Origin of the sequence: Streptomyces melanosporofaciens, assembly GCF_900105695.1 — a bacterium.
GTDB lineage: Bacteria > Actinomycetota > Actinomycetes > Streptomycetales > Streptomycetaceae > Streptomyces > Streptomyces antimycoticus.
This window is the reverse complement of record NZ_FNST01000002.1, coordinates 2,954,998-2,968,088: the sequence shown is the minus strand read 5'-3', so window position 1 is coordinate 2,968,088 and position 13,091 is coordinate 2,954,998. Positions and strand designations below refer to the sequence as shown.

Here is a 13,091-nt window from a genome sequence, read left to right as displayed (position 1 = left end):
GGCGGGGCGGCGCTCTTACGGCGGCTTTCTGACGGCGGCTTTCTTACGGTGGCGTCTTTACGGTGGAGTCGGCGTCCTTACGGCGGCGTTTTCACCGGGGGGACGGCCGTCCTACCGTTCGTTCTCGCCGTTCTCCTGCCGGTCGCGCAGGACCAGGTCGAGCAGTCCGGGGAAGCGCTGGTCGAACTCCGGGCGGCGCAGCCGGTTGACCCGCTTGGGGCCCATGTCGCGCTGCTCGATCAGCCCGGCCGCGCGCAGCACCGAGAAGTGGTGGCTGAGCGCCGCCTTGCCCACGGGCACGTCGAAGGTGCCGCAGGTGTGCTCCCAGTCGGCCGTGGTGGCCAGTTCGCGGACCAGTCGAAGCCGTACGGGGTCGGCGAGCGCCGCGAGCGCGGTCTGCACCGGGACGTCGTCGGGGTGGGTGTGCTCGGGGGCGGCCCGGTGGCTTCGGTTGCTCATCGCTGCTCTGCTCCTCTGCCGCTCATGGCCCGGTCCCTGTTCACTCTGTGGTGAACATTTTAGGCGGAGCCCTTGGGACCGCACGCTACAGACAGGGCCCTACCGCAGCACGCTCTCCAGGAAGTCGCTGCCCAGGCGGGCCACCGACGGCAGGTCGAGCTGGTGCAGCACATAGCGGCCGCGGCGGCGGGTGGTGAGGAGACCGGCTTTCTTCAGCACGGCGATATGGCGGGAGACCTCCGGGGGCGTGATGCCGTAGGCCCCGGAGAGCTCACCGGTGGTGTGCGGGCCGCGGGCCAGGGTGCGGCACAGCCGCATCCGCATCGGGTGGGCCAGGGCCTCGAGGCGGCGCTGGACGAGCTCCAGGGCGGCGGGCGGGGGGAGTTCGGGGGCGGCGACCGGGTACTGGATCACCGGGCGCCAGCCGGGCGCGTGCACGATGACGAGATGCGGCCAGCCGAAGGCGGTCGGGATGAAGGTGACGCCGTCGCCGTACGCCGTCGTGCGGCCGCCCGCCAGCTTGTCGGCCAGGATGCTCTCCCCGTCCTCCGACAGCGACAGCGCGGCGGAGGCCGACGCCAGCGCCTCCCCGAGCCCCTTGCGCTGCAGCAGCTCGGCCTTGTGGCGGGCGTCGGCGGCCAGCTGGATCCGCGTCCGCCGCCAGGTGTCGGCGAAGAACGCCTGGTCGCAGTCCTCCAGCAGCCGCCGCAGCCAGACCCGCAGCCCATCCGGGTCCTCCAGCATGCGGTCGGTGAAGGCCGCCTGCCGCGGCCCCCGGGCGGCGGCCATCTCGCGGACCCGGGCCCGTTCGCCCGCGTCGACCAGCGGCGAAGGGGTGTGCCGGGTGTACGAGGGAGAGCAGGCGATCTCGAAGGCGGCCGCCACGAACGTCTCGTCGTCGATCCGGTCCAGCGCGTCCAGCTCCTCGGCGAGCGTCGCCCCGGGGACGGCCGGGAGCAGCAGGTCGGAGCGGGCGGTGCGCCACAGGAAGTCCGCCTCGCAGAGCCGGTCCGCGAGGTCCGGCTTGAGCGCCGAGGCGGTGGCGGTGGCCCAGCCGTGCAGCCCGGGGTGGTGGCCGGGCTCGGACAGCACATGGAGCGCGGCGCCCAGCTCGGCGAGCGGGGACGGGCTGAAGACGATGCGCTCGGGCGGTAGCCCGGCGATGTCGATGACATTGGCCATGAGCCCATGGTGCGGGAGCACGCCCCCGGCGCCGCCTCGTTTGACGGCCGCCGTCAAACGGCGTGACGGGCGCCCGGGGCCCGGCGGACCGTCGAGCCATGTCCCTCACCGAGCAGTACGCACTCGACCTGTACCGGGCCGCCCTGCGCGGCGAGCCCGCCCCGCCCGCACCGGGCCGCCACGACTGGCGCACCGTCCGGGAGCTGCGCGAGTACCGCGACGCCCAGGCCGTGCCGGCGGGGCGCCCGGCCCGCCGCCGCAGCCGCCATGACCGCCTTACGGACGCGCCGGGCGCCGTAAGGGCGATGCCGCATGCCGTCAGGGCGATGCCGGGCGCCGTAAGGGCGATCAGGGAGGCGCTGGCCGCGCTGCGGCTCCGGTCAGCCGTCCCCCTCCGTGAGCTCCCGGACCCGGTCGAAGAAGGCACCGGCCGCGGCCGTGACGTCGTCAGCCGTCCAGTCGAGTGCGGGTGAGGCGACCGTCAGCTCCGTCGCGGCCAGACCGGGCGGCCCCGGCTCCCGCCAGCGATGGAACAGCGTCGTCCCCGTCTCCTCCGCCAGCCGCACCCCCGCCTCGTCCAGCACCGCCGCCGGATACGGCAGCCACACCTGGAACTGGTGGGTGTGCGGCACCTCCGGATGCACCCGGGACCACCCCACCCCCTCGGCCGTGAACGCCGTCCGCAGCGCCTGCGCCACCACCCGCGCATGCGCCACGTACGACGGAAGCCTCGGCAGCTCGCGGTCCAGGCCGTCCAGCGCGGCCAGCGCCGCCGGCCACTGCTGGAAGAGCTGGCCGCCGTACCGGTGGCGCCACGCCCTGGCCTCCGCCACCAGGGTCTCGGGCCCGGCCAGCGCCGCTCCCGAGATGCCGTCGAGCGACTTGTAGAAGGACACATAGACGGAGTCCGCCAGGCCGGCGATCTCGGGCAGCTCCCGGCCCAGGTGCGCCGTGCACTCCCACAGCCGCGCCCCGTCGAAGTGCACCACCGCGTCCCGCTCCCGGGCCGCCTCCACGACCGCGACCAGCTCGTCCCACTCGGGCAGTACGAATCCGGCGTCGCGCAGCGGGAGTTCGAGGGCGAGCGTGCCGAACGGCTCGTCGAGGCCGAGGACCTCCTCGGCGGTGGGCGGCCGCGGCTCGCTGGTGGGATGCACCGCCCGCAGCCCGCTCACCGTCAGATACGCGTCCCGCTCATGCACCTCCAGATGCGCCAGCGGATGCACCGCCACCACCGGATTGCCGGTGCGCCCCGCCCAGCAGCGCAGCGCGACCTGCTGCGCCATGGTGCCGGTGGGGAAGAACGCCGCGGCCTCCATGCCGAGCAGCGCGGCCACCCGCCGCTCCAGCTCCTCGACGATGCCGTCCCCGTAGATGTCCACCCAGCCGTCCCCGCCGTACGGCGAGGGGTCGGCCGTGAGGGCGGCCGTGAGGGCGGACAGCCGCTCGGTGATCCGCCGCTCGGCGGGCCCGCGGGTGAGCGTCCGCTCGGAGCCGTGCCAGGCCGCGAGGCGGCGCACGCGCGCGGCCCGCTCCGTGTCGCCGGTGGCGCCGTCCGCCCCGGCCGGAGTCTCGTCCGCCGTCTTGTCCGCCATCTCGTCCGCGGCGATGCGCGTGCCGTCCGGCTCGTCTGCCGTGCCCGTCCTGTCCTTCATGGGCCGATCATGTCGCACGGGTGTCCATCGGACCACAGAGTTGTCCACAGGCCCGGGCTGCGGCCAATCTCCCCCGGAAACACTCGCGTAGCATGGCGGGGAATCGTCCGGTACCCCCTGAGGACTGGAACGGAAGGCCGCTGTCGCGTGAACGCACAACCACTTCCCGAGCCGCAGGACCGCCCGGCCCGGCTCACCGTCGGGGTCGTCGGCGCGGGCCGCGTCGGCCCGGCCCTCGCCGCCTCGCTGCGACTGGCCGGACACCGCCCGGTCGCCGCCTCCGGTGTCTCCGACGCCTCCGTGCGCCGGGCCGCCGCCCTGCTCCCCGAGGTCCCGATCGTCCCGCCCTCCGAGGTGCTGGCGCGGGCCGAGCTGGTGCTGCTCACCGTCCCCGACGACGCCCTGCCCGAGCTGATCGCGGGCCTGACCGAAACCGGTGCGGTGCGCCCCGGCCAGCTCCTGGTGCACACCTCCGGCCGCTATGGCGTCAGTGTGCTGGAGCCCGCGCTGCGGGCCGGTGCGCTGCCGCTCGCGCTGCACCCCGTCATGACCTTCACCGGCACCTCGGTGGACGTCCAGCGGCTGGCCGGCTGCTCCTTCGGCGTCACCGCCCCCGAGGAGCTGCGGCTGGCCGCCCAGGCGCTGGTCATCGAGATGGGCGGGGAGCCCGAGTGGATCGCGGAGGAGTCCCGCCCGCTCTATCACGCCGCCCTCGCCATCGGCGCCAACCACCTCACCACGCTGGTCGCCCAGTCCCTGGAGCTGCTGCGCGCGTCCGGGGTCGAGGCCCCCGACCGGATGCTCGGCCCCCTCCTCGGCGCCGCGCTGGACAACGCGCTGCGCAGCGGCGACGCCGCGCTGACCGGCCCGGTCGCGCGCGGCGACGCGGGCACGGTCGCCGCCCACATCGCCGAGCTGCGGCGGCACGCCCCGCACGCCGTCGCCGGCTATCTGGCCATGGCCCGCACGACCGCGGACCGGGCGCTCGCGCACGGCCTGCTCAAGCCGGAGCTCGCGGAGGACCTGCTGGGCGTGCTCTCGGATGTGACCGACGCACGGGGCCGGGGAGGCAGTGAGTCATGAGCCCGAAGCTGTGGACCAAGGCGCTTCCTGGGGAGCCGGATGTGGAGCTGTTCCGCCATCGCTCGGATCTGGACACGGCGCTCGCGAACTTCGCCGTGCCGGGGCGCACGGCCGTCGTGATGACCATGGGCGCGCTGCACGACGGGCACGCCTCGCTCATCCGCGCCGCCCGCGCCCGGGTGGGCGCCAAGGGCCTGGTGACCGTCACCGTCTTCGTCAATCCGCTGCAGTTCGGCGCGGGCGAGGACCTCGACCGCTATCCGCGCACCCTCGACGCCGACCTCAAGGTCGCGGCCGAGGCGGGCGCGGACATCGTCTTCGCCCCGTCCGCCGAGGAGATGTATCCGGGCGGCGAGCCGCATATCCGGATCACCGCCGGCTCCATGGGCGAGCGCTATGAGGGCGCCTCGCGGCCCGGCCACTTCGACGGGATGCTCACCGTCGTCGCCAAGCTGCTCCATCTCACCCGCCCCGACGCCGCCTTCTTCGGCGAGAAGGACGCCCAGCAGCTGGCGCTGGTCCGCCGGATGGCCCGCGACCTGGACTTCCCGGTCGAGATCGTCGGCGTCCCCACCGTCCGGGAGGGCGACGGCCTCGCCCTCTCCAGCCGTAACCGCTATCTGTCGGCCCAGGAGCGGGACACCGCGCTGGCCCTGTCCCGGGCGCTGTTCGCGGGACGCGACGCGGGGCTGCTCGCGGCCGGGGAGGGCCCGGCCGGCGCCGAGGAGCACGAGCTCATACGGGTCGCGTCCCCCGCCGCGGTGCGGTCCGCGGCGCGGGTGGTGCTCGACGAGGCGGCGCGGCTCGAACCGCCGCTCGTCCTCGACTATCTGGGCCTGGCCGACCCCGCCGACTTCACCGAGGTCTCCGACGGACACACCGGTGAGGCCGTGCTGGCCGTCGCGGCCAAGGTCGGCGCCACCCGCCTGATAGACAACATCCGCCTGTGGATCGGAGCCGCCCGATGACCCATCCGACCGGGCGGCCCGACGCCGCGGCCCCCGCCACCGCCCTGCGCGCTCCCGCCCCCGGCTGGGCCACCGAAGCCGATGTCGTGGTCGTCGGCTCCGGGGTCGCCGGGCTGACCGTGGCGCTGCGCTGTGCCGCGGCCGGGGCCAAGGTCACCGTGGTCACCAAGGCCCGCCTGGACGACGGCTCCACGCGCTGGGCTCAGGGCGGCATAGCCGCCGCCCTCGGCGAGGGCGACACCCCCGAGCAGCATCTGGACGACACTCTGGTGGCCGGTGCCGGGCTCTGCGACGAGCGGGCGGTACGGACGCTGGTCACCGAGGGACCCGAGGCGGTGCGCCGGCTCATCGCCACCGGCGCCCGCTTCGACGCCGACGACGACACCGGCGAGATCCTGCTGACCCGCGAGGGCGGCCACCACCGCCGCCGGATCGCCCACGCGGGCGGCGACGCGACCGGTGCGGAGATCTCCCGGGCCCTGGTCGAGGCGGTGCGCACGGCCGGTATCGACACCGTGGAGAACGCCCTGGTGCTCGACCTGCTCAAGGACGGTTCCGGCCGGGCGGCCGGGGTCACCCTGCACGTCATGGGCGAGGGCCGGCGGGACGGCGTGGGCGCGGTGCGGGCGGGCGCGGTGGTCCTCGCCACGGGCGGTATGGGCCAGATCTTCTCCGCGACCACCAACCCCGCCGTCTCCACCGGTGACGGGGTCGCGCTCGCGCTGCGCGCCGGGGCCGAGGTCAGCGATCTGGAGTTCGTGCAGTTCCACCCCACGGTGCTGTGGCTGGGCCCGGAGGCGGAGGGTCAGCAGCCGCTGGTCTCGGAGGCGGTGCGCGGCGAGGGCGCCCATCTCGTCGACGCCGACGGGGTCCGCTTCATGCAGGGGCAGCACGAGCTGGCCGAGCTGGCGCCCCGTGACATCGTCGCCAAGGGCATCACGCGGCGGATGCAGGAGCGCGGCGCCGAGCATATGTACCTGGACGCCCGCCACTTCGGGGCCCGGATGTGGGAGCGGCGCTTTCCGACCATCCTGGCCGCCTGCCGCGCGCACGGGATCGACCCGGTGACCGAGCCCATCCCGGTCGCCCCGGCCGCGCACTACGCGAGCGGCGGAGTCCGCACCGATCTGCGCGGCCGCACCACCGTCCCCGGGCTCTACGCCTGCGGGGAGGTCGCCTGCACCGGCGTGCACGGCGCCAACCGGCTGGCCTCCAACTCCCTTCTGGAGGGCCTGGTCTTCGCGGAGCGCATCGCGGAGGACATCACCGCCGCGGCCGACGGCTCCGCGCGCCCCGCCGCGGCCGCCGAGCGGCCCGGACCGGACGAGGCTGCCCCCCATGGAGCGCCCCTGCTCGCCTCCGAGGCCCGCTACGAGATCCAGCACATCATGACCCACGGTGCCGGAGTGCTGCGCTCCGCCGAGAGCCTGGCCCGCGCCGCCGACCGGCTGGAGCGCGTCCACGACGACGCCGCGGCGCAGCTGCGGCGGGACGGCAAGACGGCCGAGCCCGGGGTCGAGACCTGGGAGGCCACCAACCTCCATCTGGTCGCCCGGGTCCTGGTCGCCGCCGCGCAGCGCCGTGAGGAGACCCGCGGCTGCCACTGGCGCGAGGACCGCCCCGCGCGGGACGACGCGGCCTGGCGCCGCCACCTCCTGGTCACCCTCCGCCCGGACGGCGCCCTCGATGTCCGTTCCACGGACTCCGAAGCGTTTCCCCCACCGACCACCCCCCGAACCGAGACGGAGTCCCGCCCGTGAGCAGCACCTCCGAAGACCGCCAGCCATCCGTGTCCCTGCCGCTGCTGCAGATCGGCCGCCCCGGCGAGGCGGCGGGCTGCGGTGACGCCTGCGGCTGCGGCGACGACGCCGACGGCTCCGGGCTCGACCCGATGGAGTGCGGTTTGGACCCCGACCTGGCCGAGCTGCTGATCGGCGCCGGACTCGACCCCATCCAGGTCGAGGACATCGCGCACATGGCCATCGAGGAGGACCTCGACCAAGGTGTGGACGTCACCACCGTGGCCACCGTCCCCGAGGACGCCTTCGCCACCGGTGACTTCACGGCCCGTGAGGCGGGTACCGTCGCGGGGCTGCGGATCGCCGAGGCGATCCTGTCCGTCGTCTGTACGGACGAGTTCGAGGTCGAGCGGCATGTCGAGGACGGCGACCGGGTGGCGGCCGGCCAGAAGCTGCTCAGCGTCCGCACCCGCACCCGCGATCTGCTCACCGGTGAGCGCAGCGCGCTCAACCTCCTGTGCCGGCTCTCCGGTATCGCGACGGTGACCCGTGCGTGGGCGGACGCCCTCGACGGGACGAAGACCAAGGTCCGTGACACCCGTAAGACCACCCCGGGGCTGCGCGCCCTGGAGAAGTACGCGGTGCGCTGCGGCGGCGGCGTCAACCACCGGATGTCGCTCTCGGACGCCGCGCTGGTCAAGGACAACCACGTGATCGCGGCGGGCGGTGTCGCGGAGGCGTTCGGCGCCGTGCGGGCCGAGTTCCCGGATGTGCCGATCGAGGTGGAGGTCGACACCCTCGACCAGATCCCGCCGGTCCTTCAGGCGGGCGCGGACCTCATCCTGCTGGACAACTTCACCCCGGAGCGCACCCGCGAGGCCGTCGAGCTGGTCGCCGGGCGGGCCGCGCTGGAGTCCTCGGGGCGGCTGACGCTCGCGAACGCCCGTACGTACGCCGAGACGGGCGTCGACTATCTGGCGGTCGGCGCGCTCACCCACTCCTCCCCGATCCTGGACATCGGCCTGGACCTGCGCGAGGCCGAGGGGAAGTAATCGATGCTGCTGACCATCGACGTCGGAAACACCCACACCGTGTTGGGCCTGTTCGACGGCGAGGAGATCGTCGAGCACTGGCGGATCTCCACCGACGCCCGCCGCACCGCCGATGAACTCGCCGTCCTGCTGCAGGGCCTGATGGGCATGCACCCGCTGCTCGGCGAGGAACTGGGCGACGGCATCGCGGGCATCTCCATCTGCTCCACCGTCCCCTCGGTGCTCCACGAGCTGCGCGAGGTGACCCGCCGCTACTACGGCGATGTGCCGTCCGTCCTGGTCGAGCCGGGCGTGAAGACCGGTGTGCCGATCCTGATGGACAACCCCAAGGAGGTCGGCGCCGACCGGATCATCAACGCGCTGGCCGCCGTCGAGCTGTACGAGGGCCCGTGCGTGGTCGTCGACTTCGGCACCGCGACCACCTTCGACGCGGTCAGCGCGCGCGGGGAGTACGTGGGCGGGGTGATCGCGCCGGGCATCGAGATCTCGGTCGAGGCGCTGGGCGTACGCGGGGCGCAATTGCGCAAGATCGAGCTGGCCCGCCCGCGCAGCGTGATCGGGAAGAACACGGTGGAGGCCATGCAGTCCGGCATCCTCTACGGCTTCGCGGGCCAGGTGGACGGGATCGTCCGCCGAATGGCGCGGGAGCTGGCGCAGGACCCGGAGGACGTCACCGTGATCGCCACCGGCGGGCTGGCGCCCATGGTGCTAGGAGAATCCTCAGTGATCGATGAGCATGAGCCCTGGTTGACCCTGATCGGCCTCAGACTGGTCTACGAGCGGAACGTCTCGCGCGGCTGAGCACCGGCGATCAGCTCTTCACCTGCGTGCTCGACCGTATTGACGGCATTCCGAAACGAATTCCCGCGCTCTGGATTCGCCGGGGGCGCCGATCGCTCTTCGCCATTGGTCACGGAGCGGTCAAGGGAAAGACGGCACTTCGAATTCCGTATTGACAAGCGGAAGGGCCGTCGACCATGTACACCGGCACCCGGATGCGACGGTCCGCCCCGGGTGCCGGGTCCGGACGGGGCCGCCTCGGCGCGGCCCCGTCCGGCGCTTCCCCCGTATGGCGGCTCGGCGTCCGCAACGCGCCGCACCGTCCGACGCTCAGCGAAATTTGTCCGCTTAGCACTTAAAGTCGCCCCATGCCCACGCCATATGGATCCCGCGGCGGAATGGCGTTCAGTGCGGATGAGCTGCGTGTGCTCCGACGCGCCCTCGCCATCGCCCTCCGACCCGACCCCGTCACTCCCTCTGCCGGCCCCCTCGGCCCGGACCGGGCGGAGGAGGTCCAGGACTGTCTCCGGCTCGCCGAGGCCGTGGACGAAGCGGTCCGCGAGGGCGGGCGGCTGCGAGCGTTCCTGCTCGACGAGCTCGCCCGCTACCGCGCCGCCCTGCCCGGCGCCGCCGTCGGCTATCTCGAGCAGCTCCAGGGCGCCCTCGCGGCCGGTTATGAGCCGCTGGCCGAGGATCTGGCCGCGCTCCGCGCGCTGTGCGGGTCGGCCGCCGGGGGTGGTGAGGCGACGCGCCGACGCGCGCTGCTGAGCCACTGCGAGCGCCTTGCCGAGCGGGGCGTGCGCGCCCGGCTCGCGGAGCGCGCCGGCGCCGTCGTACAGCCGCGCACGAGCCCCGTGGGGCCCCGGCTGCGCGCCCTGCCCGGCGGGGTCTCGGCGGCGCCCAGGACGGCCGCGCAGGGAGTGGTGCGAAAGGGGGCGGAGATCGTGCGCGAGGCCCTTCAGAAGGCCGACGAGCCCAAGGGGGAGCCGCAGCCGCGCAAGAAGCCCGCGGCGCCGGAGCACGGCGACCGCGAGGAGCCGAAGCGACGCGAGCCGGGCCGCCGCGCGCCGCGCCCGGGGCGTCCGGTGCCCACGCCGGCGGAGGTCTTCCCGCCCAAGCGCCGCCCCTCGCCGCCCCCGGAGCACGGGTCGAGCCTCGGCGCCGGGGCCCGTTCCGCCTGACCCCGCCGGGCCCGGCCCCCGCAACGGCCCCGGGCCGCCGCGCCCGGGACCGGTGCCCGGCTCCGGGAGGCCACGGCGCGCCGCGTAATCTGGTGGTCTCGAGCAATAAGGAGGCCGAGAGCCATGGATTATGTCTCCGCGCTGATCCCGCCCGTCTTTATGGCCGTGGCCTTCACCGCGCTCATCGTGACGATGGTGAAGAGCCAGGGCGGCGCCAACAAGTCCAAGGAGGACGCCGCGGTGGACGCGGCGCTGGCGGCCCGCTCCGAGGCCGAGGGCCCGGCCCCGGAGCGCGAGACGGCCTGATCGGATCGATCGGCCCATCGGGCGCCGCCACCCCCGCACACCACGGCGGCACCACGCCGGACCACGCCCCGGGACGCATCGCGTTCCGGGGCGTGTGGCTTTTCCTGCGCAGACCTCCCGACATTCGGGACATCTCCCACTATTATTCTCCGTGTGCCTCGGCCATTGGGAGATCTCGAAGACGCGGTCATGACGCGGGTGTGGAAGTGGAACCGCCCGGTCACGGTCCGCGAAGTCCTGGAAGACCTTCAGCGGGAACGCTCGATCGCCTACACCACCGTCATGACGGTAATGGACAACCTCCATCACAAGGGGTGGCTGCGCCGGGAGGTGGAAGGCCGCGCCTATCGATATGCCGCGGTCTCCACGCGCGCCGCCTACTCGGCCGCACTGATGAACGAAGCGTGGTCGACCAGTGACAACCCCGCGGCCGCTCTCGTCGCGTTCTTCGGGATGATGTCCGAAGAGCAGCGCGACGCACTACGGGATGCCATGCGCGTCGCACAACTGGGTGAGACCGGAGAGAGCCCCGGTGAGTCGGGGCGATGACCCAGGGCGATAGCGTCCGGTCATGTCCTCCCCACTATCAAAAGTAGTCACCGTCCGCCGTGCCCGGACCGGCGATGTACGAGCGGTGCGCCGCCTCATCGACTCCTACGTGGACGACCGCATCCTGCTCGACAAAGCCACCGTGACGCTTTACGAGGACATCCAGGAGTTCTGGGTCGCCGAGCGCGACGAGGACGCTGAGGTCATTGGCTGTGGAGCGCTGCACGTCATGTGGGAAGACCTCGCGGAGGTCCGCACTCTCGCCGTCGATCGGACTCTCAAGGGCACCGGCGTAGGCCACCTGGTGCTCGACAAGCTGTTGCAGACGGCGCGCTGGCTGGGGGTGCGGCGCATTTTCTGCCTCACCTTCGAAGTCGACTTCTTCACCAGACACGGCTTCGTGGAGATCGGCGAGACGCCGGTCGACGGCGATGTGTACAGCGAGCTCCTGCGTTCCTATGACGAGGGCGTCGCCGAGTTCCTTGGTCTCGAACGGGTGAAGCCGAACACCCTTGGCAACAGCCGGATGCTTCTGCAACTGTGATCGCGGGCCCTATGTCCGAATCGCTCCCCTATCACATAGCTCCGGAACATGACCTTCCATGAGGCTTCCCGCTTGGTGGATCGGTCGAACCTTCCCGGGGGGTTTGTGTTTTTCCGGGAAAGGCGGTTTCCTATTCTCTCGTAGTGTAATTACCTGGGGGGTGAGTCATCAGCGGCTAACGCCGCACCCCCGAGCCCCCCGTTTTCCCTGAAAGGAACCCCATGGCACAGAAGGTTCAGGTCCTTCTTGTCGACGACCTCGACGGCGGCGAGGCGGACGAGACCGTGACGTTCTCCCTCGACGGCAAGAGCTACGAGATCGACCTCACCACCACCAACGCGGACAAGCTCCGTGATGCCCTGGAGCCCTACACCAAGGGCGGCCGGCGCACCGGTGGCCGGGCCTCCGGCGGCCGGGGCAAGGCGCGCGCGGCGTCGGGCGGCAGCCAGGACACCGCGAAGATCCGCGCCTGGGCGAAGGAGAACGGCTACGAGGTCAATGACCGCGGCCGTGTTCCGGCGACCGTTCGTGAGGCATACGAGAAGGCCAACGGCTGAGCGCGTCAGCCTTTCCCGGCTCGCCGCTGCCTCGGCAGCGGCCGGGCGCGCATCAATCGGGTGCGGTGGCATTCGGTAGCCGCCGCGTTCACGAGCCGTACGAGATCGGGGGCGCCCCCATCGCCCCCGAAGCCTGTCCTCGGCAGCGTTGGCTCCACCTCGCCCTTCGGGTCGGGAGGTCGCAGCCATACGGCGGCCTCCTGCGGGCATCGCTCTCCGGGCGCTCCGGCGTCCAGGAGCGGCGGCCAGGAGCGGGAGGGGCATGGCGCGGTGATCCGGCCACCGGCGCCGATCGCGCCCAGGTCCAGGGCCACACCGCCCCACTCCAGCCAGTCGAGCAGCCCGGGAAGCTCGTCGGCGCTGCCAGGGGCCACCAGAAGCCGCATCCAGGCGCCCTCCACCGCGACCGGACCGGTCCGCGGTACGCGCCGCAGCATCGCCCATCCGGCCACGGCCGGCAGTTCGATGACGTCGAAGGCCACCCCCGTGAGCAATTCGACGGGATCGCTGCCGGCCGTCGGCCAGCCCAGCTCCCGCTCGTACCAGCGTGACGCGGGGGCCGGTGCCGGTGCGGACGGCCTCGCGCCGTGGACCCTGTGGATCATGCCCAGCAGAACTCTCCGCCCTCCCCCTGGTTACGCCCCGGATGACCTACCGTGCGGGCCCGTGTGCGCACCGTGCCCGTGAGGGGCGGTGCAGGGCCGGTGAACGTGCGCAAGGTTGTTCGCCCGTAGCGGATGGAACCGGGCCCCACGGCATGGAGTATCTGTGCTTGCGGGTAAGACATCCCTAGTGGGGAGGGGCGGTCCGCGTGTCGGGAGGAAGCGGCGTTCGCCATCGGCGTACTGGCGGTGGGCGTAGATGCCTGGCCTGCGGGAACATCGTCTCGCACCATCGGGTTAAGGCAGTTGTCGGCTGTTCGGGCAGGAAGCCAGTGGCTGTTTGCCCCGCGCGAGCGGGGGTGATCCGGACGGTTGTCGGCAGTTGGAATGAGCTGTCCCGGGTTGCGGGACTAGCATGCGGAAGGACAGGGAGG

The 13,091-nt window shown here is 72.8% G+C and carries 15 protein-coding genes; 11 read left to right on the top strand and 4 right to left on the bottom strand.

The window, feature by feature from the left end; all coding sequences use genetic code 11:
• Positions 1-111 precede the first annotated feature (111 nt).
• Positions 112-459, bottom strand: a complete 348-nt coding sequence (locus BLV72_RS15100) for an ArsR/SmtB family transcription factor (RefSeq protein WP_093462827.1) — start codon at positions 457-459, stop codon at positions 112-114.
• A gap of 99 nt (positions 460-558) precedes the next feature.
• Positions 559-1,641, bottom strand: coding sequence for a DUF5937 family protein (locus tag BLV72_RS15095; RefSeq protein ID WP_093470354.1), 1,083 nt, complete (start codon positions 1,639-1,641; stop codon positions 559-561).
• A 98-nt stretch (positions 1,642-1,739) separates the two neighbouring features.
• Between BLV72_RS15095 and BLV72_RS15090 the strand changes: the two genes are divergently transcribed.
• Entirely contained in the window at positions 1,740-2,114 is a 375-nt protein-coding gene (locus BLV72_RS15090) for a hypothetical protein (protein ID WP_093462825.1), read from the top strand.
• Here the strand turns inward: BLV72_RS15090 and BLV72_RS15085 are convergent.
• Positions 2,022-3,236, bottom strand: coding sequence for a threonine aldolase family protein (locus BLV72_RS15085; protein WP_093470353.1), 1,215 nt, complete (start codon positions 3,234-3,236; stop codon positions 2,022-2,024). The two genes, BLV72_RS15090 and BLV72_RS15085, sit on opposite strands and share 93 nt — an antisense overlap.
• A 207-nt stretch (positions 3,237-3,443) precedes the next feature.
• Between BLV72_RS15085 and BLV72_RS15080 the strand changes: the two genes are divergently transcribed.
• From BLV72_RS15080 to BLV72_RS15035, 10 genes are all read left to right on the top strand, one after another.
• Entirely contained in the window at positions 3,444-4,379 is a 936-nt protein-coding gene (locus tag BLV72_RS15080) for a Rossmann-like and DUF2520 domain-containing protein (RefSeq protein ID WP_093462824.1), read from the top strand.
• A complete protein-coding gene (gene panC / locus BLV72_RS15075; protein ID WP_208905630.1) occupies positions 4,376-5,347 on the top strand; it encodes a pantoate--beta-alanine ligase in 972 nt (323 codons plus the stop codon). Before BLV72_RS15080 ends, panC begins: the two co-directional genes overlap by 4 nt.
• Positions 5,344-7,107, top strand: coding sequence for an L-aspartate oxidase (locus BLV72_RS15070; protein WP_093462822.1), 1,764 nt, complete (start codon positions 5,344-5,346; stop codon positions 7,105-7,107). Before panC ends, BLV72_RS15070 begins: the two co-directional genes overlap by 4 nt.
• Complete coding sequence (gene nadC, locus BLV72_RS15065) at positions 7,104-8,138, top strand: carboxylating nicotinate-nucleotide diphosphorylase (protein WP_093462821.1); 1,035 nt, start codon at positions 7,104-7,106, stop codon at positions 8,136-8,138. The genes BLV72_RS15070 and nadC overlap by 4 nt, the downstream gene beginning before the upstream one ends.
• A 3-nt stretch (positions 8,139-8,141) precedes the next feature.
• Positions 8,142-8,939 (top strand): type III pantothenate kinase, encoded by a 798-nt coding sequence (locus tag BLV72_RS15060; RefSeq protein ID WP_059142477.1) that lies wholly within the window; start codon positions 8,142-8,144, stop codon positions 8,937-8,939.
• Between the two features lie 347 nt (positions 8,940-9,286).
• Positions 9,287-10,099 (top strand): hypothetical protein, encoded by an 813-nt coding sequence (locus BLV72_RS15055; RefSeq protein ID WP_093462819.1) that lies wholly within the window; start codon positions 9,287-9,289, stop codon positions 10,097-10,099.
• A gap of 123 nt (positions 10,100-10,222) precedes the next feature.
• Positions 10,223-10,405 carry a hypothetical protein gene (locus BLV72_RS15050; protein ID WP_093462818.1) on the top strand — a complete coding sequence of 61 codons (183 nt, stop codon included), beginning with the start codon at positions 10,223-10,225 and terminating at the stop codon, positions 10,403-10,405.
• A 153-nt stretch (positions 10,406-10,558) separates the two neighbouring features.
• Positions 10,559-10,954, top strand: a complete 396-nt coding sequence (locus BLV72_RS15045) for a BlaI/MecI/CopY family transcriptional regulator (RefSeq protein ID WP_078642159.1) — start codon at positions 10,559-10,561, stop codon at positions 10,952-10,954.
• 22 nt (positions 10,955-10,976) lie between these two features.
• The gene (locus BLV72_RS15040) at positions 10,977-11,498 is read left to right on the top strand and encodes an amino-acid N-acetyltransferase (RefSeq protein ID WP_014061627.1); all 522 of its coding nucleotides are present in this window, start codon (positions 10,977-10,979) and stop codon (positions 11,496-11,498) included.
• Between the two features lie 221 nt (positions 11,499-11,719).
• Positions 11,720-12,055, top strand: coding sequence for a histone-like nucleoid-structuring protein Lsr2 (locus BLV72_RS15035; protein ID WP_059142482.1), 336 nt, complete (start codon positions 11,720-11,722; stop codon positions 12,053-12,055).
• 5 nt (positions 12,056-12,060) lie between these two features.
• On the opposite strand, the gene BLV72_RS15030 is transcribed toward BLV72_RS15035, so the two are convergent.
• Positions 12,061-12,660 (bottom strand): SCO3374 family protein, encoded by a 600-nt coding sequence (locus tag BLV72_RS15030; RefSeq protein ID WP_093462816.1) that lies wholly within the window; start codon positions 12,658-12,660, stop codon positions 12,061-12,063.
• Positions 12,661-13,091: the final 431 nt, after the last annotated feature.

Bases quoted from the DNA above. Each gene is read 5' to 3' on its own strand.
- BLV72_RS15060 (WP_059142477.1), top strand. From the start codon at position 8,142: ATGCTGCTGACCATCGACGTCGGAAACACCCACACCGTGTTGGGCCTG.
- BLV72_RS15055 (WP_093462819.1), top strand. From the start codon at position 9,287: ATGCCCACGCCATATGGATCCCGCGGCGGAATGGCGTTCAGTGCGGAT.
- BLV72_RS15085 (WP_093470353.1), bottom strand. From the start codon at position 3,236: ATGGCGGACAAGACGGCGGACGAGACTCCGGCCGGGGCGGACGGCGCC.
- BLV72_RS15095 (WP_093470354.1), bottom strand. From the start codon at position 1,641: ATGGCCAATGTCATCGACATCGCCGGGCTACCGCCCGAGCGCATCGTC.
- BLV72_RS15100 (WP_093462827.1), bottom strand. From the start codon at position 459: ATGAGCAACCGAAGCCACCGGGCCGCCCCCGAGCACACCCACCCCGAC.
- BLV72_RS15035 (WP_059142482.1), top strand. From the start codon at position 11,720: ATGGCACAGAAGGTTCAGGTCCTTCTTGTCGACGACCTCGACGGCGGC.
- BLV72_RS15050 (WP_093462818.1), top strand. From the start codon at position 10,223: ATGGATTATGTCTCCGCGCTGATCCCGCCCGTCTTTATGGCCGTGGCC.
- BLV72_RS15040 (WP_014061627.1), top strand. From the start codon at position 10,977: ATGTCCTCCCCACTATCAAAAGTAGTCACCGTCCGCCGTGCCCGGACC.
- BLV72_RS15090 (WP_093462825.1), top strand. From the start codon at position 1,740: ATGTCCCTCACCGAGCAGTACGCACTCGACCTGTACCGGGCCGCCCTG.
- BLV72_RS15070 (WP_093462822.1), top strand. From the start codon at position 5,344: ATGACCCATCCGACCGGGCGGCCCGACGCCGCGGCCCCCGCCACCGCC.
- BLV72_RS15030 (WP_093462816.1), bottom strand. From the start codon at position 12,660: ATGATCCACAGGGTCCACGGCGCGAGGCCGTCCGCACCGGCACCGGCC.
- panC (WP_208905630.1), top strand. From the start codon at position 4,376: ATGAGCCCGAAGCTGTGGACCAAGGCGCTTCCTGGGGAGCCGGATGTG.